Below are 19,650 nucleotides of genomic sequence, written 5' to 3'. Positions count from 1 at the left end.
CGCGGTCAGCCCTTGTTCGGTCGAGGGGTCGGCGTCGCGGCGTGGGTCGACGCGGGCTCGGGCTTCGCGGTCGGTGCGTTGCCGGGCTGCTCGTCGGTCTGCCCCGGCGCGGTGCCCGACGAGCCCGGTGCTGCGGCCTGGGTCGGTATGGCGGTGGCAGCCGGCGCCGGGTCGGCAGCCGGGACCGCGGTGGGAGCGGGAGTCGAGGTCGCGGCGGCGGCCCTGGTCGCTCCGGCCGACGACGCGGAGGGCGACGGGGTCGCCGTGGCCGTCGGCGACGGTGGCGCCGGCGCGAGCGGGGCGGCGTCGCCCGCCGGGTCGGCGAGTGCGGGCGCCATCGGACCCGGCAGCAGCGGACCCAGGCCGGGGATGGCGAGGCGGTTCATCCCGACGGGGATCACGAGCGCGACGACGACCAGCACGGCGTACGTCGCGACGAGCGCCCCGAGCGCCCAGGTGATCCGCCGGACGGTCCGTCCACGGCGTCCGGACGGGTCGACGAAGACCGCGCTGGACGCGCCCGGCTGACTGCTCACGCTCCGCCTCTCGTGGGAAAGTGCGCAATTCTGCCATCGACACGCTCGATGGGAGGAAACGTGCAGGTCAGGCGTCCAGGTGACGCGCGAAGGAAGGGCCCGGCTCCGTGGGGGAGCCGGGCCCTCCAGCGCCGGCGACCGCCGACCCTGCCGATCGCTCCGGGTCCGTGATCGCCGCGCGGGGCGGGATGTCCACCTGCATCGCACCGGTGGCGCCCTGCCCCCAAACCGTGGGTCAGCCGTTGTCGTGCACGACGATCACCGGGACGGTCGCCTCGCGCAGGACGGCGTGGCTGACCGAGCCGAGCAGCATGCCGCGGAAGCTGCCCAGTCCTCGCGAGCCCACCACGAGCAGCGCGGCACCGACAGCGAGGCCGGCGAGGGCGTCGGCGGGATCGTCGTCGACGAGCGCGAGCTCGACGGTGAGTCCCTCGTTCTCCGCGCGCAGCCTCTCGGCCACGCTGTGCGCTGCCCGGTGCGTCGGATCGTTCTCGTCGGTGGTCTCCAGCGGGGGGACGCCACCCGGCCCGTAGGGGTCGGGGATCGTCGGTCGGGCGTGCACGACGCGCAGGGGCCGACCCCGCATCCACGCCTCCCGGGCCGCCACATGGGCTGCCCACAAGGACGCCGACGAGCCGTCGACGCCGACGAGGACGGCGGCGTCCGCAGCCGGGGGATGATCCGGGTCCGAGCGGACGACTGCCACGGGACAGCGGGCGTGCGCCGCGACGTGCACGCCGGTCGAGCCCGTGCGTGCGCGCCCGGTGCGGGCGTGCGCGCCGAGCACGAGCAGCTGGGCGCCGACGCTCAGCTCACGCAGGCACGGCACCACCTGTCCGTGCAGCACCCGGGTGTCGACGCGCACCCCGGGGTGGTGCTCCTCGAGCAGGCGCACCTGGTCGGCCAGGTACTCCTTCGCCTCGGTGTCGAGGTCGCCGGTCCCGACGATCGGGTACCAGCTCCACGCCGTCACCTGCCACGAGTCGTCGACCGCTCGGACCAGCAGGAGGGGAGCCCGCCGCCGGACGGCCTCGTCGACTCCCCATCGGAGCGTCAGTGCACTGTGCGGTGTCCCGTCGAGAGCGACGACCACCGGTCCGTCGACGCGCATGAGCAGCCTCCTGAGTCCGCGTCGGACGTCGCCGGCCGTCTGCCGGCCACACCGCCGCGCTCCCTCCAGCCTCCGCCTCCGTGACGGGTGGCGTCCCGGGACCTGAGTCCCTGATGTGAGACGCGCGTCGGTTGCCGTCGGGGGCGTCACGGCATGCGCGCGTCACGCAGACGCAGCGCGCAGGTCCACGTCCACCAGCACGGTCTCGCCCGCGCGTCGTACCTGGAGCGTGCCGATCCCGTGGCCGGCGAGGTCCCGCAGCTCCGCGAGAACAGCTCCGCAGGCAGGTGACGAGACGTCGAGCGTCATCGCGACGGCCCGCCGGCCTCTCCTGACGGCGTGGAGGACCGCCTGGCGGACGAGGTGTGCGGCGGAGAGGGCGGCGACCATCCCGTCGTCGGTGCGCACCTCGACACGGCACACGGAGTCGTCGTCGCACCGTGTCTCCACCGTGGCGTCTCCGGCGCGCAGCTCCGACGTGGAGCGCAGCCTCTCGAACGCGACGCCGATCACGGGTGCACGACCGCGACCGGACAGGTCGCATGGTGCAGGACCGCCTGGCTCACCGACCCCAGCAGGAGTCCGCGGAAGCCCCCCAGGCCACGCGAACCGACCACCAGGAGCGCTGCGTCCTCCGCCGCGGCCAGGATGACGTGGGCGGGCCCGCCGCGGTGGACCATGGAGGTGACGTGCACGTCGGGATAGCGCTCCATGTGTCCCGCGAGGCTCTCGGACAGCACGGCCTTCTCCGCCATGCGGATCTCCTCGACCTCCTCCGGCAGCCACGGCGGCACGGGTCCGAACAACGTCGGGAGCTCCCAGGCGTGCACTGCGAGGAGCGGGAGGCCCAGCCGCGACGCCTGGTCGAAGGCGTAGTCGACGGCGCTGGTGCTGGTCGGGGAGCCGTCGACGCCCACCACGACCGGTCGGACGGCCGGTCCGGCGGCGGCCGGCTGTGCCCGGACGACGACGACAGGGCAGTGGGCGTGCGCCGCGACGGTGATGCTGACCGAGCCCAGGAGCAGACCTGCGAACCCTCCGCGCCCGCGCGATCCCACCACGAGCAGCCGGGCGTCCGTCGACGCCTCGGTGAGGACGGCTGCCACGCTGTCCAGGGGCTTGAGCTGCGTCGTCACCTCGATGTCGGGGAACATGGCTCGCAGCCGTTCGACGCCCTCTGCGAGCACCTGGCCACCGAGCTGGACGGTCAGGTCCGACGGTCGGTCGGCGATGACGTAGCCGTCGATGAACGTTCGTGCGACGTGCACGATCCGCAGGGGAGCGTGCTCCCGTCGGGCCGCTCGCGCAGCCCAGGCCAGTGCCTCGTCCGCGTGGGTGGAGCCGTCGTAGCCCACCACGATCTCTCGGTTCATCTCACACCTCCGGCGAGCTCGTCGTCGAACCCGTTCCTTCCGTACGTCGATCGTCCGGCGCAGCGCGCGCCCGACGTAGAGTCCGAAGTCCTGAAAGGGGCGATCCCGGCGGTGTGCGCGTTTGCGGACCGGGTGCTCGACGAGTCAACTGGCCTGGTGAGCCGGAGCGACGGGGCGGTGGACGCGGGTCATCCTCAGCACGCGTCGGGCTATGACTCCGAGCTGCAGCGGCTCGACGTCGTGTTCCGGCAGGCCTGCGACGTGCAGACGCGCGACCGGGTCCTCGACGTCGGCTGCGGCACGGGTCAGTCCACCCGTGCGGCCGCCCTCGCAGCCCACGACGGCAGTGCCCTGGGCGTCGACTCCTCCGCACCGGCCGTCGAGCGCGCGCGCGGGCTCGCAGACGCGGCGGGCCTCGGCAACATCGCGTTCGAGCGCGGTGACGCGCAGGTCCATCCCTTCCCGGGTGAGACCTTCGACCTGGCGATCAGCCGGTTCGGGACGATGTTCTTCCACGACGCCGGCGCGGCGTTCACCAACCTCGCGCGGGCGCTGCGCCCGGCCGGGCGCCTCGTGATGCTGGTCTGGCAGGCTGGCGACCGCAACGAGTGGGACGTCGCCATCCACCGGGCTCTCGCAGAGGGAGCGCAGCCGATCGCCCCATCACGGGCGTTCTCGCTCGCCGACCCGGCTCGGACGACCGAGATCCTCGAGGCTGCGGGGTTCGTCGACATCTCCTTCACCGACGTCGAGGAGCCCGTCTACTACGGACCCGACGTCGTGGCAGCCGAGGCGTGGGTCCGCAGCTTCACCAGCACCGGCGAGCTGCTGGAGCGGCTCGATCCGGACGGCGCGGAACAGGGGCTCGCTCGACTGCGGGAGACGCTGTCGGCACACCTGCGCGACGACGGCGTCTGGTTCGGCTCACGTGCGTGGATCGTCAGCGCGCGTCGGGGTGAGGGTGTGCTGCGGAGCTGGTGGACGTCCGGCACCGCCGGCGCCCACCCCTGACCAGCTACCCGAGCTGTCGTCGGACGAGCTCGGTGATCCAGATCGGCGCGAACGGGGACGTGCAGCCCGGCGGGGTCGGGTAGTCCTTGAGGACCTCGAGCCGCTCACCGATCTCGATCGCGCGCGCACGGAGCTCGGGATGATGGATGCCGACGGTGGCGAGGCACTCGTTCATGGCCCACTGCAGGCGGTCCGGTGCGTCCTTCATCTGGGCCTCGACGAGGTCGAGCAGCCCCTCCAGGTCGAGCCCGTCGGGGGCCTTCGCGACTCGGTCGCTGGTCAGCGCCCAGCCGGCGCTGGCGACGACGGGGTCGGGGTCCGCGAACCACGCGACGCGGAGCTCCTCGACGTGGGGGCTCTTCTTGACGACGTAGCTGACCACCCAGTCCTGCACCTTGGGGACACGCGTGTCGTGGAGCATGGCGTCCAGCTCCGCCGCTGAGTACGCCTTGGGCCGGCAGATCAGGATCGCGACGAGCCGCGCGGCGGTGTCGCCGGTCGCCCAGAGCCGGCCGGCGAGCTCGTGGTCGGTCTTGAGGCTCTTGGCCACCGCCCGGAGCTGGGTGAGGTTGACGGCGTGGTCGTCGCCGTGGCGTTCGTTGACCGCCCGGATCCTCGGGTCCTCCAACGCCGCCAGCTGCGCCAGCACGTCCTCGACGGTCGCCTGCGGGAGCACACCGGTGGCCACACGACCTCCTTCGCGTCGTCGTTCGTCCTCGCTCTGGATCGTACGTCGCCACCCTCGGTCGCGGGGTGCGCGGACTAGGGACCAAAGGCCCGTCCGGCGAGCGACGCTCCACGCCTAACGTCTACATCTAGTCCCTCAGGGACCGATCGACCACAGCATGTTGTGGTCGGCGCCTGAGGCACGTGAAGCAGAAGCCGGGGTGGGACATGTCGGACAACGTTGTCGTGGAGGTCGGTTCGTCGATCGACGAGTACCTGGAGCGCACGGACTGGCGGGTGAACGCCAACGCGAACCAGGGGTACTCGCTGGGCGGCCTGATCCTGCAGACGGCAGGCAAGGTCGTGGCCAACTACTGGCTGAGCCACGTCTATCCGGCGGACGTGGGCGCTGCCCACCGGGAGGGCGACCTCCACATCCACGACCTCGACATGCTGTCCGGCTACTGCGCGGGCTGGTCGTTGCGGTCGTTCCTGGCGGAGGGCCTCAACGGGGTTCCGGGGAAGGTGGACGCCCGCCCGCCGCGGCACTTCGGCTCGGCCGTGGGGCAGATCGTGAACTTCCTCGGGACGATGCAGAACGAGTGGGCGGGCGCGCAGGCGTTCAGCTCGTTCGACACGTACATGGCGCCGTTCGTGCGTCGCGACGGCCTGTCCTACGAGGAGGTCCGCCAGGGGATCCAGGAGCTCGTCTACAACCTCAACGTGCCGTCCCGGTGGGGAACGCAGACGCCGTTCACCAACCTCACGTTCGACTGGACCTGCCCCGACGACCTGCGCGAGGAGGTGCCGTTCGTCGCGGGGGAGCCCTGCGACTTCACCTACGGCGACCTGCAGGCCGAGATGGACCTGATCAACCGCGCGTACATCGAGGTCATGACCGACGGAGACGCGTCGGGCCGGGTCTTCACGTTCCCGATCCCGACGTACAACATCACGCACGACTTCGACTGGCACAGCGAGAACGCCGACCGCCTCTTCGCGATGACGGCCCGGTACGGGCTGCCGTACTTCCAGAACTTCCTCAACTCCGAGATGAACCCCGGCGACGTGCGCTCGATGTGCTGCCGCCTGCAGCTGGACCTGCGCGAGCTGCTCAAGCGGGGCAACGGCCTGTTCGGGTCGGCCGAGCAGACCGGGTCGCTCGGCGTGGTCACGGTCAACTGCGGCCGGCTCGGGTTCCTGCACGCCGGGGACGAGGCCGGCTTGATCCACGCGCTCGACCGGCTGCTGGACCTGGCGCGGACGTCGCTCGAGCTCAAGCGGACCGTCATCGCGCGGTACCTGGACGAAGGGCTGTTCCCGTACACCCGGCGCTACCTGGGCACGCTCGACAACCACTTCTCGACGATCGGTGTGAACGGCCTGAACGAGATGGTGCGCAACTTCACGGGTGACCGCCAGGACCTGACCGACCCGGAGGGGCACGCCATGGTCATCCGGCTGCTCGACCACGTGCGCGCGCGGATGGTGGAGTTCCAGGAGGAGACCGGGCACCTGTACAACCTCGAGGCCACGCCTGCGGAGGGGACGACGTACCGCTTCGCGAAGGAGGACCGCCGCCGGTTCCCGGGGATCCTGCAGGCCGGGACCGACGACAACCCGTACTACACCAACTCCTCGCAGCTGCCGGTGGGCTTCACCGACGACCCGTTCGAGGCCCTCGAGCGCCAGGACGAGCTGCAGACCAGGTACACGGGCGGCACGGTGCTGCACCTGTACATGGCCGAGCGGCTGTCGACGCCCGACGCCGCCCGCGAGCTGGTCCGACGTGCGCTGTCGACGTTCCGGCTGCCCTACCTGACCGTCACGCCGACGTTCTCCATCTGTCCCCGGCACGGGTACCTGGCGGGGGAGCACGCCACCTGTCCCGAGTGCAACGACGAGTGCGAGGTGTGGACGCGCGTGATGGGCTACCACCGCCCGGTCAGCTCGTTCAACATCGGCAAGAAGGGCGAGCACATGGAGCGCACGCCGTTCCGTGAGGCGGCGGTGGCGCTCGCGTGACGGCCGAGCTCGCCATCGCAGGTCTGACCCCGCTGTCGTCGTGCGACTGGCCGGGGAAGCTCGTCGCGACGGCCTTCCTGCAAGGCTGCCCGTGGCGGTGCACGTACTGCCACAACGCGGCGATCCTCGACCCGCGCGCACCGGGCCAGGTCCCGTGGCGGGACGTGCTGGCCCTCCTCGCTCGCCGGCACGGGCTGCTGGACGGGCTCGTGTTCTCGGGAGGGGAGCCCACCCGGCAGGGTGCGCTGGTGGCGGCGGCTCGGGAGGTGCGCGCGGCCGGGTTCGGGGTCGGTCTGCACACGTCCGGCGCGTACCCGAGCCGGTTGCCGGCGTTGCTCCCGCTGGTCGACTGGGTGGGGTTCGACGTGAAGGCACCGGTGCGGCTCTACCGTGCGGTCACGCGCGTGGGCGGCCCGACGACGAGCGCCGACGCGACCTTCGCGTCGCTGCGGCTGGTGCTCGACTCCGGCGTCGACGTCGAGGTGCGGACCACCGTCGACCCGACCGTGATGGGTCCCGACGACGTGGCGGAGCTGACCGACGTGCTCGCCGGCCTCGGCGTCCGGCGGCACGTGCTCCAGCGGGCCCGACCGGACGGGACGACGGACGAGTACCGGGCGGCGCTGGCCGCCTGCTGACCGGACCGCATCCGGGTGCCCCCGCGCCCGGATGCGGTCGGCGTCCCCTGGCGAGATCATGGCGGACGCCGACGACGATGCGGGACTGCGAGGTGCTGGCTGATGACGACGTACCCCACGATCGTCCAGGTCGTGCTCGACGCGACGGACGTCCGGGCGCTCGCGGAGTTCTACCGCGAGCTGTTCGGTCTCGAGTACCGGCCCGGCGACGAGCCGGCGAACGGTGAGCGGGACTGGTTGGTGCTGCGGTCGCCCGGCGGCGTCCCGCTCGCGTTCCAGCAGGTCGACGCTCTGCCGTCGGCGACGTGGCCCGAAGGTCCGGTCCCGCAGCAGCTGCACCTGGACACGACCGTGCCGGACGTCGCGGAGCTGGACGTCCAGCACGAGCGGGCGCTCGCGCTGGGGGCTCGTCTGCTGCACGACCGCTCCGACGACCTCGAGGAGCCGCTCCGCGTGTACGCCGACCCGGCCGGGCACCCGTTCTGCATCTTCGTCGGCTGAGGACCGCCCTACACGCGAGCGTCGGCGACCGCGCGGGCCGGTTCGAGCACCTCGACGACCTCGACCGTGTCGGTCCCGCGGCGCACCAGGGCGATGCCGGCGACCACGAGCACCATCCCGACCGCCTGCACGGGCAGGGGAGCCTCGCCGACGAGCGCCCACGCGAGCAGGACGGCGACGAGCACCTCGGACAGGGCCAGGAACGACGCGAGGCGTTCCCCGAGCAGCCGCACGGACAGTGCGCTGACGCCGTACGCGAAGGCGGTCGGGACGGTGGCGACGATCAGCAGCGGCACGATCCAGTGCACCTGCGCCCCGAGCAGGTCCACGCGCACGTCCGGGGCCGCCAACGGCAGCACCCCGACGGCGGCGACGACGGCGACCGTGAGCGCGCCGACCGCCATCCCGGCGCCGGCCAGGCTGATTGGGGGGAGCGCGGACGGTCGGCCGGTGAACGCGAAGTAGCCGGCGTTCCCGATGGCCGAGACGAGCGCGAAGGCGAGACCGACCGGGTCGAGCTCCAGCGAGCCGGTGAGGTCGAGCACGAAGACGAGCCCGCCGGTCGCGAGCGCGGCCCCGACGAGCGTGGCGCGGGTCGGTGCCTGCCGGTCACGGGCCCACCGCCAGGCGACCAGGAGGAGCGGTCCGGTGTACTCGATGAGCAGGGCGACGGCGACCGGGAGCCGGTCGACGGCGAGGTAGTACATGGTCGAGGCGGTGGCCACGCCGAGGACGCCGAAGCCGAGGACGGTCCGCCACTCGTCGCGCACCACGTGCCAGCGTCCGCGCACGGCCCATGCCGCAGGTCCGGCGAGCAGCACGGCGGCAACCGAGAGGCGCACGAGGATCGCGGCACCGGGGGACCACCCGGCGACGAGGAGCGGCTTGACCACCGGGCCGCTGGTGGCGAAGGCTACGGCGGCGACGAGACCTGCGACGATGCCGACGGAGCGGTTCGACGTGGCGGTCTGGGACATCGCCGTGCTCCCGTCAGAAAAGTCTGTAATGAGTGAATGCCGTTTACACTCATGACGCTACTCAGGATGTCGACAGGAGTCAAAGTGGTTTTCGCACCTGACACCGAGATGAGCATCGCCGCGGCCGTGGAGATGGTGAACACCGCCCGTCGCCGCGACGGCCACGACGCGATGGCGACCGTCGACGACGTCGCCGAGTTCTACACGCGCTGGGGCTACACGGCGCGGCACGACGGCGACGACGCCGAGCTGGCCGCGGTCCGCGACGCCCGGGACCAGATCGCCGCGCTGTGGGACGTCGACCGCGACACGGCGGCCGGGGTGCTCAACGAGATGCTGGCGCGCGGGGGAGCGGTGCCCTACCTGACCCGGCACGACGACCTGGACTGGCACCTGCACGGCACCGCGCCGGACGCCCCGCTGGCGACCGTGCTGCTCGTCGAGACGGCGATGGCCATGTCCGACGTGGTGCGCAGCGCCGAGTACGACCGGCTCCAGCGGTGCGAGGCCGACGACTGCGACGCGGTCCTCGTCGACCTGTCCCGGAACCGCTCGCGCCGGTTCTGCGACGTCAACGGCTGCGCGAACCGCGCGCACGTGGCCGCCTACCGGGCCCGTCAGGCAGGTGGGCGGACCGTCCGGCACGGCGACGTCGTCTCGTGACGAGCATCGACTTCCTCCCGCTGCGCGACGTCGACCTGCGGCCGGGCGCGTTCCTGACCGCGCAGGACCGGGTCCGCGAGACCCTGCTCGGACTGTCCGCGGACCGGCTGCTGGCTCCGTTCCGACGCGAGGCCGGGCTACCGCCGAGGGCGGAGCCGTACGGCGGCTGGGAGTCGACCGGGCTCGACGGGCACACGGCCGGGCACGTCCTGTCCGCGCTGGCCACGCTGGCGGAGTCGACCGGCGACGCGCAGGTGGGGGCTCGCGCCGAGCAGCTCGTGGCGGGCCTGCGCGCGTGCCAGGTGGCGGGCGGGACCGGGTACGTCGGCGGGATCCCCGCCGGGGCGAGCCTGTGGGACGAGCTCCGACGCGGCGACATCCGGGAGGCGACGTTCCACCTCAACGGCCGCTGGGTCCCGCTCTACAACCTGCACAAGACGTTCGCCGGCCTCGTCGATGCGTCGCGCGCACGGGTCGTCGGTGCTCGGGACGTGCTCGACGACCTCGTCCGGTGGTGGGACGAGATGTTCGCTGACCTCGATGACGAGGACGTCGCCCGCATCCTCGTCACCGAGTCGGGCGGCCTGAGCGAGACGTTCGCGCAGGTCGCCGAGCTGACGGGCGACCCTCGACACCTGGTGACGGCCCGCCGGCTCCTGCCCAGGGATCTGGTCGAGCCGCTGGCCGACGGCCGGGACGTCCTCGACGGCCTGCACGCCAACACGCAGGCACCCATCGCCGTGGGACTCGCCGCCGTCGACCGCGTGGAGCGCGCCCTGGCCGCCGAGTCGGGTGACCACCGCTGCCGGTCCGCAGCCCAGACGTTCTGGACCTCGGTCGCGCTGCGCCGATCCGTCGCGATCGGGGCAGCCAGCGTGCGCGAGAACTTCCACCGTGCCGACGACTTCGCGACCATGTTCACCAGCCGCGAAGGCCCGGAGAGCTGCCTCACCTACAACATGGTCAAGCTGTCGGCCGAGCTGTTCCGCACCACGGGCGACGACGCCTACCTGGCGTACGCCGAGCGCGCGCTGGCCAACCACCTGCTCTCGACGCAGCACCCCGAGCACGGCGGCGTCGTCTACTTCACCTCCATGCGACCCGGCCACTACCGGACCTACTCGGCCCGCGAGGAGGGGTTCTGGTGCTGCGTCGGCACCGGCCTCGAGACGCACACCCGGCACGGCGCGCTGGCGTTCTCGACGGCGGACGACGAGCTCGGCGTGAACCTGCTGATCGACGCCACCGCGCGGTGGCGCGACCGCGGCACCACTGTCCGCGTCAGCTCCGGCTATCCGCTCAGCGAGCGCGCCACGATCGAGGTCGAGACCACCGCACCGGCCCGGTTCACGCTCGCCGTCCGCATCCCCACGTGGGTGGACGGCGCGGCGAGCGCGACCGTGGATGGCGAGCAGCAGACCTCGGTGCCGGCCGGGGGACGGCTGCGCCTCGACCGTCAGTGGGTGGGCGTCACGACGATCGACCTGGAGCTGCCCGCGCACACGTGGCTGGAGCCGAGCCCGGACGGCGGGCCGTGGGCGCAGGTCCTGTGGGGTCCGCTCGTCCTCGCGCACCGCGTGCCGGACGACTCCGTCGACTACGTGGCAGCGCCTACCCGGATGGGCCACATCGCCGGCGGACCCCTGCGACCGCTGCTCGGTGCTCCCGTCCTGGGTCCGCAGTCCGCCGGCTCGGTCGCCCGGACCTCCTCCGGGTTCACCGTGCAGGACGTCGACGGCATACCGGTCGCCCTCGAACCGTTCGCGACGCTCCACGACGCCCGGTACGTCGCCGCGTGGCCGTACGCGTGGGACGGGGATGGCCCCGCGCTCCGCGCTGGTCTGGCCGCCGTCGACGAGGCGTCGCTCAGCCTCGCGGCCCGCACCCTCGACGAGGTCGCGTTCGGCGAGCAGCAGCCCGAGGTCGACCACGGCGTGACCGGCGTCGGCTCGACGACAGGGCGAGCAGGCGACGCACGGTGGCGCTCGACCACCCAGGACCTCCGCCTGACCCTGTTCAACTGGCGCAGCACCGCGTCGTCGATCCAGCTCGAGTGGCTCGGGGACACAGGCCCGACGGCGGTCCGGGTGCTGGTCGCGGGACAGGTCGTCCTCGACGACGAGCTCGCGCCGGCGGACCCCACGCACCGGAGCGTCCGCGAGGTCGGCCTTCCGCCGGGGCTGCGCGACGTCGAGATCCCGGTCGAGATCCACGCCGGCTCCGGCCTGCCGACCCCTCGTCTGCTCGGGATGCGGCTCCTGGCTGCCGCGGGGGACTGACCACGCCTGTGCGCCTGTCACCGGTCCGGTCTAGCCTGGCGCGTGCCCGACCGGAGGGAGACCGACGTGGTGCTCATCGGCGCCCATGTGCGTGACGACGACCCGGTGGCAACCGCCGCCGAGCTCGACGCGGGATGTGTCCAGCTGTTCCTGGCGGACCCGCAGGGCTGGAAGAAGCCGGTGCCGCGCGCCGACGCCGACGCCCTGGTGGCCTCGGGCCTCGGCATCTACGCGCACGCGCCGTACCTGGTCAACGTCGCGTCGACCAACAACCGCATCCGGATCCCGAGCCGGAACATGATCGCCCAGCACGCGGCCGCCGCAGCGGGCCTCGGCGCGCGGGCGCTCATCGTGCACGGAGGGCACGTCGGCGACGGTGACGACATCGCGGTCGGCATCGAGAACTGGCGCAAGACGTTCGAGCGCGCGACGTTCCCGGTGAAGATCCTCGTGGAGAACACGGCCGGCGGTGAGAACGCGTGCGCGCGGACCCTCGACGGTCTCGCGATGCTCTGGGACGCGATCGGCGGCTACGACGTCGGGCTGTGCCTCGACACGTGCCACGCGTGGGCGGCCGGGGAGGACCTCGAGACGGTCGTCGAGCGCGTGCGCGCCATCACGGGGCGGGTCGACCTGGTGCACGCCAACAGCTCGCGCGACGCGCAGGGCTCCGCACGCGACCGGCACGCGGGCTTCGCGTCGGGCACCATCCCGCCCGAGCTGATCGCGCACGTGGTCCGGGAAGCCGGCTCCGACGCGGTCGTCGAGACGCCGGCGGAGAGCCAGGCGCAGGACATCGCGTTCCTGCGGGCGGCCCTGGCCGGCTGAGGACGGGCGGTCGTGTCGCGACCGATTCGGGGTGTTTCGCGCGCCGCAGTGGTTAGCCTCGGACCACGAGCCCCCCAGCAGAGGCGGGGTCAGCACCAAGGACGGTTCCATGAACACGCTCGGGCAGTGGATCTGGATGTTGGTCTGGTTCTTCTTGTTCTTCGTCTACCTCGTCATCCTGTTCCAGATCATCGGTGACCTCTTCCGGGACCACGCCCTCAGCGGCTGGTGGAAGGCCGTCTGGGTCATCGGTCTCGTCTTCATGCCGTACCTCGTTGCGCTGATCTACCTCATCGCGCGGGGCAAGGGCATGGCCGAGCGGCAGCAGGGTGCGTTCGTGGAGGCCAAGACGGCTCAGGACCAGTACATCCGTTCGGTCGCGGCGGGCAAGTCCCCGGCGGACCAGATCGCCGACGCGAAGGCCCTGCTCGACTCCGGGGCCATCGACGCGGGCGAGTTCGCGACGCTCAAGGCGAAGGCGCTCGCCTGACGCAGCAATGACGACCCCGGCCCGGCACGAGTCTCGTGCCGGGCCGGGGTCGTCGTGTGCGTCCGAGCTGCGTCAGCTGGTGAGGATGCGGTTCTTCTGCACCTCGAACTCGATGTCGCTGAGCACGCCGGCGTCGCGCAGCGCGCCGAGCTGGGCGAGCTGGGCGAGCTTGGCGTCCATGTCCGGCGCGGCGGCCGCGGGCGGCGGCGGCGCGTAGACCGGCTCCGGAGCGGCGTACTGCGGGGGCGGCGGCGGTGCGGCGGCGGCCTGCTGCTGCTGGTCCTGCGAGGCCCAGCGTCCGGCCTGTCGCCGGGAGACCCGGTTCGAGACACTCGTGGCGGTTCCGGCGATGACGGCGGTCCTGGCGACCCCGCGGATCAGTCCTGGCATCGGTAGCTCCTCCTCAGGGGTTTCAGGCGACGGGTTCGATGGCGTCCAGCGCAGCGATGACCGCCTGCACCGGGATGCGTCCGCTGGCGACGAGCTGGCCACCGGCACGCCGCAGGGCGACGGCGAACGGGGCTGCCCACACGTTCTCGTACACGAGCACCGCGGCCGCGTCGCCCGGGGTCAGTGCGTTCGCCGCCTCCGAGATGTCGTCGTCGCCCAGCAGGCCGGACGAGGCGCCCTCGAAGATCGTGAGATCGACGCCACCGTCGGCCAGCTCGCTCAGCTCCAGCCCGGAGACGGAGCCGTCCTCGGCCTTCTGGACGAAGGTCAGGTCGAGGATGCGGATGATGCCGCGCTCTACCAGGTCGACCAGGAGAGGGAACGCCTCACCGGTGAAGTGCGCTTTCGGGAAGGCGACTACCAGGTAGTCGATGGGGCCCGTCTCTTCGAGCCCCTCCAGGTCCTGCGTCATGCGGGCCGTCCTCTCGCTGTTGCCGGTCGACATCACTTCGACATCACTGACGAGGGGGACCTAGGGCTTCCCCGACGTCGGCTTTCGTGCCCTTCGTCTGGAACGTACCACCCAGGTCAGGCGTGTCCAGGCGAACGGGCGGCGACGTCTCAGACGCGTAGTGCGGCCAGCATCGCGCCGACGGTCGCGGCCGCTCCGGCGACCCAGAGGAGCGTGGGCAGGCGCTCTCGGAAGGACCTCATGCGCGCAGCACCTCGCCCTGGTCGGTGACCTCGATCTCCTCCGCCTCCAGCGGCTCCGTCGCCGGACCGTGCACCACGGCGCCCGTCGCGGCGTCGAACGCGCTGCCGTGGCAGGGGCACCGGATCTCGCCGTCCTGCACGGCGGCGACCAGACATCCCTGGTGGGTGCACACCGCCGTGAAGCACCGGACGTCGTCTCCGTCGCGCGTGAGCACCAGCTTGTCGTCGGTCAGCACGATCCCGCCGCCGTCGGGGATGTCGTCGACCGCCGCGAGCAGGTGCGAGTCCTCACCGTCGCCGCCGGATCCCGTCCCCGAGGAGTCGTCGTCGCCGTCGTCGTCCGTCTCGGGTGCCGGGCCGAGCGCCACGAAGCCGACGAACCCGAGCGTCCCGGCCGCGAGCGCGACGCCCGCACCCTCGAGCACCGCGCGGCGGTCGACCTCCGACATGCCCATCAGTAGCTCACCGTCCCGGACTGGCCGAAGAACCACAGCGCCGAGCTGAACCACAGGACCACGATGACCCCGGCGAGGAGGCCGCCGAGCACCGGCACGGTCCCGGACGGCAGGCCGCGCAGGCGCAGGGCCAGCATCTTCGCGGCGAACACGCCGTACAGCACGCAGCCGGCGACCGAGTGCACCAGCACCCGCGTGGACGAGTCCTCGAAGCCGAGCGACCAGACGCAGTGGAAGGCGACCGGCAGCGTCAGCAGGAACGCGACCGTGCCGGTCCAGCGGTGCAGGCCGGACACCCAGGCGGGCGCGTCGCGCACCCCGGGGAGCCGACCCCACATCGCCAGGGCCGACAGCACCTGGACGACGACGAGGGCCGCGGCGGCGGTGGTCAGCCACGCCTTCATCTGGAGCAGGCTGCTGAAACCCAGGGTCGTGAGGGCGGCTCCGTCGCCGGGGTGCGCCTCGGCGTAGGCGGCGAGCGCAGCCGCGACGGCGAGGCCGACCGCACCCAGCACGGCCAGCCCCCACTGCGACGGCCGGTCGGGCGCACGCGCGTCGGTGCTCACAGGTCGATGGTGGCGTGAGGTGGACGGGCGCGGAACCCCTGCGGGTGAGGTGCTGCACACATGTGCAGCAGCCCTGGACGGTTGTCCGCCACGGTTCTAGCGTCGAGGTGCCGGCCCGCCGACGGACGGCTGGCCCGCACGGGAGGCACCATGCTCGCCGACCACGCCGCCATCCCCGTCCTCGCCGTCACCGACCTGGACCGGGCGCGGGAGTTCTACGAGGGGACGCTGGGGTTCACCAGCGGCCCCGAGGTCCCCGATGGCGTCATCTATCGAACGTCCAACGGCGGCTTCCTGGTGTACCCGTCCGCCTACGCCGGCACGAACAAGGCGACGGGGATCTCCTTCCAGCTGTCCGCCGACGCGTTCGACACCGAGGTTGCCGCGCTGCGAGCGGCCGGCATCCAGTTCCAGACGTTCGACCTGCCGGGCGACGCGACCTGGACCGACGGTGTCCTGACCGACGGCACGATGAGCGCAGCCTGGTTCGCCGACCCCGACGGGAACGTCCTCAACGTGGAGACGGACCCGCGCAACGGCCTCGGCTGACGGACGGCGCACGACCCGGACGACGGCCGACGCGACCGCCGTCCGGGTCGGCGCGTCAGTCGTCGATCTCGGTGCCGTCGGGCGCGATGACGTACCAGACGTCGTTGACACCCTGGCCGTTGACGTCTCCGGGCGCCGTGTCCTGGGCGAACGTGTAGATCGGGCGCCCGTCGATGGTGATCTGCGTCGATCCGTCGGTGCCGGTGATCGTGCCGACCTCGCCGGTGACGCCCTCGACGGTCGGGGTGTCGGACTCCGAGGTGATCGGCGGCCAGGCCGTCAGGCAGTCGCCCGAGCAGGCGCTGGTGCCGGAGTCCTTGACGTCCTTGAGGAAGTAGTAGGCGGTCATGCCGTTGCCGTCGACCACGATCGTGCCCAGCGAGGTCTCGGCCGTCGCGAGGTCGGTCGACATCTCCTCCGCCGGCGACTCCGCCGGGGACTCCTCGGCGCTGGTCGCGTCGCCCGCGGCTTCCGGCGTGTCGTCGTCGGAACCGCCTCCGCAGGCGGTGAGGGTGGCCGCAGCCACGAGCGCGGTGATCGAGTACAGGATTGTCCGTCGCACGATGATCTCCTCTGGTGGGTGCCGGTCCCGCCCCCGGGACCTGCTACGAGGGACTACGAGGCCGCCGACTCCCGGGTTCACCGCGAGGTGAACCTGATGCCGGGGTGCATCGTTGACGAGGTAGGACCCACGGACGACGGGCGAGGAGGCGGCGTGGCCCAGGAACCCGACGCGCTCCTGCGCGCTCTCCACCAGGCTTACGCGCGTCCCCTGCAGAGCTACGTCGTGCGCCTCACCGGTGACCATGCGCTCGCCGAGGACGTGGTGCAGGAGGCGATGGTACGGGCGTGGAAGCATCCGGAGGTGCTCGCGCGCGAGGAGGGGGCGACGCGGGCGTGGCTGTACACGGTGGTCCGCAACCTCGTGATCGACGACCGCCGCAGCGCACGCCACGCGCGTGAGCGCACCACGGACACGACTCCCGACACGCCGCAGCCCGACGCCTCCCAGGCGGTCCTCGACAGCTGGTTGGTCGCGGACGCGCTGGAGGAGCTGACGCCCGAGCACCGGGCGGTGGTGGTCGGCGCCTACTACGGCGGACGGTCCGTCGCCGAGCTGGCTCGCGAGCACCAGATACCGGAGGGGACCGTGAAGTCCCGGATGCACTACGCGCTGCGCGCGCTGCGGCTCGCGCTCCAGGAGAGAGGAGTCTCGGCATGACCGGCCGCGACACGGACGACCAGCGGGCGGCGGGCGTGGACCCGTTCCGCGAGTGGGACGCGGCCTACGTCCTCGGGTCGCTGGATCCCGCGGACCGCCGCGAGTTCGAGGACCACATGCGCACCTGCGCCGCGTGCCGTGCGGCCGTCGCCGAGCTGGCGGGGATGCCCGGGCTGCTGCGGATGGTGCCGGCCGACGAGGCGACCGCCCTGGGTGGCGCCCCGACCGCCGAGGTGGTCGAGCTGGCCTCCGTGGCCCGCGCCGTGCAGCGGGACCGCCGGCGACGCACCGCCCTGCTGGCGAGCGCGGCGGCGGCGCTGCTGGTGCTCGGCGGGGTCGCCGGTGTGCTGCTCGGACGTCCGACCGGGACCCCGGTGGCCGCCCCGTCGTCGTCCTCGCAGGTCACGGAGCTGCAGCTGGAGCCGGTCGGCGCTGCCGCGGTCAGTGCGGACCTCACGCTGCAGGAGAAGCGCTGGGGCACCCGGATCGACTGGGAGTGCCGGTACCCGTCGGAGTCGGGGCCCTACGCCACGCTGCCGACGTACGAGCTCGTGCTCGTCGACGACGAGGGTACGAGCACGGTCGTCGCGACCTGGACCGGGGGTGCGACCGGCGCACGGGGGCTCGGTGCGTCGTCGAGCATCGTCACGGACACGATCCGGCGTGTGGAGATCCGGGTGCAGGGTTCCGACGCCGCCCTGGCTGCCGCGCAGACCTGACCCGGTTCGCGCCGGATCAGCCGTTCGACGAGACGAATGGCGTGCCCGCCACCTCCAGGGTCTGCGCCGCGGGCGTGCCGGCGGGCGCGATGACCTGGAGGCGGTCGATCGTCAGCAGGAGCGACTCGAGGACCCGGACGCCGGCGCTGCCGAGGTGCACGACGTCGCGCAGGTCGATCGTGACAGGCACCAGCCCGTTGCGGGAGAGCCGGAGGATCTCCGCCTGCACCTGCGCCGCCGCGGCGCGGTGGTCGACGGCCCCACCGACGTGCACGACGTGGGAGTCGGTCCGGTCGGTGCGGACCGCCAGGGGTGCCCTGTCGCGGGCGCCGCCGCCGACGACGACATCGGCCTGGTCGACGGGAGCGGGGCGACGGGCGGGGCACTCCAAGGTCACGGTCGTGCCGTCGGACGCCGTCTGGACCCCCACCTGCAGCCCCGCGGACGCCATCATGCTGAAGCCGCGTCCCCGCTCACCGGGGTCCACGTCCGGCTCCCGCCAGCGTCCGTGGTCCCGGACGACGACCTCGATGATCGCGTCGTCGCGGATCCTCGCATCGATCTCGACGACGCCGCTCTCGCCCTCCGGTGCGTCCCGGTACGCGTGCTCGACCGCGTTGGCCATGACCTCGCTGACGCCCAGGACGAGCGCGGCACGGTCGCGCGTACCGAGGCCGACACCGCGGCACCAGCCGTCGACCGCCCCGCGGACGTCGGCGAGCTGACCCGGCTGGGCGGGCACGGCGAGGCTCAGGGGCGCGGGAGCGGCGCGGCGGTGGGCGGCCAGGACGGTCACGTCGTCGGTGAAGCCCCCGTCGGTGAGGACCGCAGGCACGTGCTGGCAGATCCGGCTCGCCACCGAGGGGTTGGAGCTCAGCGCGCCCGACGTCCCCCGGTAGGCGTCGACGGCGGTGGCCTCGAGCACCGCCACGCCCTCGCGCAGCGGTCGGTGCGGGTTCTCGACCAGACCGTCGGTGAACAGGACGATCGCGTCCCCGTCCCGCAGGCGGGTGGTCGAGATGCGGCCCTCGGTCCGCGAGCCGAGCGGCCCGTCGCCCGTGGTGGGCAGGATCCGGGCACCGTCCGGACCGACGACGAGGGGCGCCGGGTGCCCGCGGGTGGCGTACTCGAGGTCGCCGGAGTGCGGGTCGAGGAGCGCGACGCAGAGGGTGGCCGCGAAGGCGCCGGAGACCCGGCCCGCGAAGGCCTCCACGGCGTCGAGCGCGTCCAGGATGCCGGCGCCCTCGAGCAGGCGGGCAGCCAGGACGGCGCGCAGCTGGCTCATGATCGCGGACGCCTCGACGCCGTGCCCCACGACGTCGCCCACGGTCAGGGACACACGCCCGTCCGGGAGGGTCGCCGAGTCGAACCAGTCCCCGCCCGCCGCCTGCTCCAGCCCGGCCACCAGGTACGACGCCGCGACGTCCACGCGCGGCAGCAGGGGGACGGTCGACGGGAGCAGCGCACCCTGCAGGCGCAGCACGACCTCGCGGGCACGGGCCAGCCGCTCGTCGGCGGTGGCTGCGCCTGTGCGCTCGAGGTTCGCAGCACGCACCCGCGCGGTGACGTCGACGCCGGCGGCGATCGCACCGAGCAGCGCTCCCGACTCGTCCCGCCACGGGGTGACCTGCAGGTCGACCCACAGACCGGACGAGGGGTCGGACCAGTCGGCCACCACGGGGATCGCGTCCTCGTGGAACCGCGTGCCCGTGCGGACCACCTCGGACAGGGCCGTCACGATGGTCTGGATCCCGGGATCGCGTAGGTCCTGCAGCTGCACGCCGACCAGGTGGCCACGTTGCAGGACCTCGCGGGCGCCCCGGTTGGCCGCGACGATGCGCAGCTCGGGGGCGCGCACGACGATCTGGATGCCGGGGGAGTCGTCGAACGCCCGCAGGACGGCGGCCTCGTCGACGAACCCGTCGCTCGCCATCCTG

General features: G+C 72.7%; 23 protein-coding genes. 11 read left to right on the top strand and 12 right to left on the bottom strand.

Features of this window, described 5'->3' with window-relative positions; translation table 11 throughout:
- Nucleotides 1-5 precede the first annotated feature (5 nt).
- The 4 genes from J2X26_RS14590 to J2X26_RS14575 form a co-directional block, all read right to left on the bottom strand.
- A complete protein-coding gene (locus J2X26_RS14590; RefSeq protein WP_307493378.1) occupies nucleotides 6-536 on the bottom strand; it encodes a hypothetical protein in 531 nt (176 codons plus the stop codon).
- A 235-nt stretch (nucleotides 537-771) separates the two neighbouring features.
- Nucleotides 772-1,647 (bottom strand): universal stress protein, encoded by an 876-nt coding sequence (locus tag J2X26_RS14585; RefSeq protein ID WP_307493376.1) that lies wholly within the window; start codon nucleotides 1,645-1,647, stop codon nucleotides 772-774.
- Nucleotides 1,648-1,809: 162 nt separating this feature from the next.
- On the bottom strand, nucleotides 1,810-2,160 hold the full coding sequence (locus tag J2X26_RS14580) for a hypothetical protein (protein WP_307493374.1): 351 nt from the start codon (nucleotides 2,158-2,160) through the stop codon (nucleotides 1,810-1,812).
- Nucleotides 2,157-3,020, bottom strand: coding sequence for a universal stress protein (locus J2X26_RS14575; protein ID WP_307493373.1), 864 nt, complete (start codon nucleotides 3,018-3,020; stop codon nucleotides 2,157-2,159). The genes J2X26_RS14580 and J2X26_RS14575 overlap by 4 nt, the downstream gene beginning before the upstream one ends.
- 156 nt (nucleotides 3,021-3,176) lie before the next feature.
- Here J2X26_RS14575 and J2X26_RS14570 point away from each other — a divergent pair, with 156 nt between their 5' ends.
- Nucleotides 3,177-4,031 carry a class I SAM-dependent methyltransferase gene (locus tag J2X26_RS14570; protein WP_307493371.1) on the top strand — a complete coding sequence of 285 codons (855 nt, stop codon included), beginning with the start codon at nucleotides 3,177-3,179 and terminating at the stop codon, nucleotides 4,029-4,031.
- Nucleotides 4,032-4,035: 4 nt separating this feature from the next.
- Here J2X26_RS14570 and J2X26_RS14565 read toward each other — a convergent pair whose 3' ends face one another.
- The gene (locus tag J2X26_RS14565) at nucleotides 4,036-4,719 is read right to left on the bottom strand and encodes a DNA alkylation repair protein (protein WP_307493368.1); all 684 of its coding nucleotides are present in this window, start codon (nucleotides 4,717-4,719) and stop codon (nucleotides 4,036-4,038) included.
- Nucleotides 4,720-4,925: 206 nt separating this feature from the next.
- On the opposite strand from J2X26_RS14565, the gene J2X26_RS14560 reads away from it, so the two are divergent.
- The 3 genes from J2X26_RS14560 to J2X26_RS14550 all read left to right on the top strand — a co-directional run bounded on the left by J2X26_RS14560 (nucleotide 4,926) and on the right by J2X26_RS14550 (nucleotide 7,861).
- Nucleotides 4,926-6,722, top strand: coding sequence for a ribonucleoside triphosphate reductase (locus tag J2X26_RS14560; protein WP_307493366.1), 1,797 nt, complete (start codon nucleotides 4,926-4,928; stop codon nucleotides 6,720-6,722).
- Nucleotides 6,719-7,360 carry an anaerobic ribonucleoside-triphosphate reductase activating protein gene (locus tag J2X26_RS14555; RefSeq protein ID WP_307493364.1) on the top strand — a complete coding sequence of 214 codons (642 nt, stop codon included), beginning with the start codon at nucleotides 6,719-6,721 and terminating at the stop codon, nucleotides 7,358-7,360. Before J2X26_RS14560 ends, J2X26_RS14555 begins: the two co-directional genes overlap by 4 nt.
- A gap of 102 nt (nucleotides 7,361-7,462) precedes the next feature.
- Nucleotides 7,463-7,861, top strand: coding sequence for a VOC family protein (locus J2X26_RS14550; RefSeq protein ID WP_307493363.1), 399 nt, complete (start codon nucleotides 7,463-7,465; stop codon nucleotides 7,859-7,861).
- 8 nt (nucleotides 7,862-7,869) lie between these two features.
- On the opposite strand, the gene J2X26_RS14545 is transcribed toward J2X26_RS14550, so the two are convergent.
- Nucleotides 7,870-8,838 carry an EamA family transporter gene (locus tag J2X26_RS14545; RefSeq protein ID WP_307493361.1) on the bottom strand — a complete coding sequence of 323 codons (969 nt, stop codon included), beginning with the start codon at nucleotides 8,836-8,838 and terminating at the stop codon, nucleotides 7,870-7,872.
- Between the two features lie 84 nt (nucleotides 8,839-8,922).
- Here J2X26_RS14545 and J2X26_RS14540 point away from each other — a divergent pair, with 84 nt between their 5' ends.
- The 4 genes from J2X26_RS14540 (at nucleotide 8,923) to J2X26_RS14525 (ending at nucleotide 13,098) form a co-directional block, all read left to right on the top strand.
- Nucleotides 8,923-9,501: a CGNR zinc finger domain-containing protein gene (locus J2X26_RS14540; protein ID WP_307493359.1), complete on the top strand. Its 579-nt coding sequence runs from the start codon at nucleotides 8,923-8,925 to the stop codon at nucleotides 9,499-9,501.
- Nucleotides 9,498-11,780 (top strand): beta-L-arabinofuranosidase domain-containing protein, encoded by a 2,283-nt coding sequence (locus tag J2X26_RS14535; protein WP_307493357.1) that lies wholly within the window; start codon nucleotides 9,498-9,500, stop codon nucleotides 11,778-11,780. Before J2X26_RS14540 ends, J2X26_RS14535 begins: the two co-directional genes overlap by 4 nt.
- A 66-nt stretch (nucleotides 11,781-11,846) precedes the next feature.
- Nucleotides 11,847-12,608: a deoxyribonuclease IV gene (locus tag J2X26_RS14530; protein WP_307493752.1), complete on the top strand. Its 762-nt coding sequence runs from the start codon at nucleotides 11,847-11,849 to the stop codon at nucleotides 12,606-12,608.
- Between the two features lie 109 nt (nucleotides 12,609-12,717).
- Complete coding sequence (locus J2X26_RS14525; protein ID WP_307493355.1) at nucleotides 12,718-13,098, top strand: SHOCT domain-containing protein; 381 nt, start codon at nucleotides 12,718-12,720, stop codon at nucleotides 13,096-13,098.
- 72 nt (nucleotides 13,099-13,170) lie between these two features.
- Here the strand turns inward: J2X26_RS14525 and J2X26_RS14520 are convergent, their stop codons facing one another.
- The 4 genes from J2X26_RS14520 to J2X26_RS14505 form a co-directional block, all read right to left on the bottom strand.
- A complete protein-coding gene (locus J2X26_RS14520; protein WP_307493353.1) occupies nucleotides 13,171-13,488 on the bottom strand; it encodes an SHOCT domain-containing protein in 318 nt (105 codons plus the stop codon).
- 22 nt (nucleotides 13,489-13,510) lie between these two features.
- Complete coding sequence (locus J2X26_RS14515; protein WP_307493351.1) at nucleotides 13,511-13,960, bottom strand: DUF6325 family protein; 450 nt, start codon at nucleotides 13,958-13,960, stop codon at nucleotides 13,511-13,513.
- Nucleotides 13,961-14,198: 238 nt separating this feature from the next.
- Nucleotides 14,199-14,657 carry a Rieske (2Fe-2S) protein gene (locus tag J2X26_RS14510; RefSeq protein ID WP_307493350.1) on the bottom strand — a complete coding sequence of 153 codons (459 nt, stop codon included), beginning with the start codon at nucleotides 14,655-14,657 and terminating at the stop codon, nucleotides 14,199-14,201.
- On the bottom strand, nucleotides 14,657-15,223 hold the full coding sequence (locus tag J2X26_RS14505) for a DUF6529 family protein (protein ID WP_307493348.1): 567 nt from the start codon (nucleotides 15,221-15,223) through the stop codon (nucleotides 14,657-14,659). Before J2X26_RS14505 ends, J2X26_RS14510 begins: the two co-directional genes overlap by 1 nt.
- A gap of 150 nt (nucleotides 15,224-15,373) precedes the next feature.
- Here J2X26_RS14505 and J2X26_RS14500 point away from each other — a divergent pair, with 150 nt between their 5' ends.
- Nucleotides 15,374-15,772, top strand: coding sequence for a VOC family protein (locus tag J2X26_RS14500; protein WP_307493346.1), 399 nt, complete (start codon nucleotides 15,374-15,376; stop codon nucleotides 15,770-15,772).
- Nucleotides 15,773-15,827: 55 nt separating this feature from the next.
- On the opposite strand, the gene J2X26_RS14495 is transcribed toward J2X26_RS14500, so the two are convergent.
- The gene (locus J2X26_RS14495) at nucleotides 15,828-16,334 is read right to left on the bottom strand and encodes a COG4315 family predicted lipoprotein (RefSeq protein ID WP_307493344.1); all 507 of its coding nucleotides are present in this window, start codon (nucleotides 16,332-16,334) and stop codon (nucleotides 15,828-15,830) included.
- Between the two features lie 153 nt (nucleotides 16,335-16,487).
- Between J2X26_RS14495 and J2X26_RS14490 the strand changes: the two genes are divergently transcribed.
- Both J2X26_RS14490 and J2X26_RS14485 read left to right on the top strand, forming a co-directional pair.
- Nucleotides 16,488-16,994: a sigma-70 family RNA polymerase sigma factor gene (locus J2X26_RS14490; RefSeq protein WP_307493342.1), complete on the top strand. Its 507-nt coding sequence runs from the start codon at nucleotides 16,488-16,490 to the stop codon at nucleotides 16,992-16,994.
- Nucleotides 16,991-17,713, top strand: a complete 723-nt coding sequence (locus tag J2X26_RS14485) for an anti-sigma factor family protein (protein WP_307493340.1) — start codon at nucleotides 16,991-16,993, stop codon at nucleotides 17,711-17,713. Before J2X26_RS14490 ends, J2X26_RS14485 begins: the two co-directional genes overlap by 4 nt.
- Nucleotides 17,714-17,729: 16 nt before the next feature.
- Here J2X26_RS14485 and J2X26_RS14480 read toward each other — a convergent pair whose 3' ends face one another.
- The gene (locus J2X26_RS14480) at nucleotides 17,730-19,646 is read right to left on the bottom strand and encodes a SpoIIE family protein phosphatase (RefSeq protein WP_307493339.1); all 1,917 of its coding nucleotides are present in this window, start codon (nucleotides 19,644-19,646) and stop codon (nucleotides 17,730-17,732) included.
- Nucleotides 19,647-19,650: the final 4 nt, after the last annotated feature.

The sequence above is a fragment of the Cellulomonas humilata genome (assembly GCF_030814415.1).
Lineage (GTDB): Bacteria > Actinomycetota > Actinomycetes > Actinomycetales > Cellulomonadaceae > Cellulomonas > Cellulomonas humilata_A.
This window is presented reverse-complemented; position numbering and strand designations above follow the sequence as displayed.

Coding starts and splice junctions, on each gene's coding strand:
- J2X26_RS14585 (WP_307493376.1), bottom strand. CDS start 1,647: ATGCGCGTCGACGGACCGGTGGTCGTCGCTCTCGACGGGACACCGCAC.
- J2X26_RS14575 (WP_307493373.1), bottom strand. CDS start 3,020: ATGAACCGAGAGATCGTGGTGGGCTACGACGGCTCCACCCACGCGGAC.
- J2X26_RS14560 (WP_307493366.1), top strand. CDS start 4,926: ATGTCGGACAACGTTGTCGTGGAGGTCGGTTCGTCGATCGACGAGTAC.
- J2X26_RS14550 (WP_307493363.1), top strand. CDS start 7,463: ATGACGACGTACCCCACGATCGTCCAGGTCGTGCTCGACGCGACGGAC.
- J2X26_RS14545 (WP_307493361.1), bottom strand. CDS start 8,838: ATGTCCCAGACCGCCACGTCGAACCGCTCCGTCGGCATCGTCGCAGGT.
- J2X26_RS14525 (WP_307493355.1), top strand. CDS start 12,718: ATGAACACGCTCGGGCAGTGGATCTGGATGTTGGTCTGGTTCTTCTTG.
- J2X26_RS14520 (WP_307493353.1), bottom strand. CDS start 13,488: ATGCCAGGACTGATCCGCGGGGTCGCCAGGACCGCCGTCATCGCCGGA.
- J2X26_RS14515 (WP_307493351.1), bottom strand. CDS start 13,960: ATGACGCAGGACCTGGAGGGGCTCGAAGAGACGGGCCCCATCGACTAC.
- J2X26_RS14510 (WP_307493350.1), bottom strand. CDS start 14,657: ATGGGCATGTCGGAGGTCGACCGCCGCGCGGTGCTCGAGGGTGCGGGC.
- J2X26_RS14500 (WP_307493346.1), top strand. CDS start 15,374: ATGCTCGCCGACCACGCCGCCATCCCCGTCCTCGCCGTCACCGACCTG.
- J2X26_RS14485 (WP_307493340.1), top strand. CDS start 16,991: ATGACCGGCCGCGACACGGACGACCAGCGGGCGGCGGGCGTGGACCCG.
- J2X26_RS14480 (WP_307493339.1), bottom strand. CDS start 19,646: ATGGCGAGCGACGGGTTCGTCGACGAGGCCGCCGTCCTGCGGGCGTTC.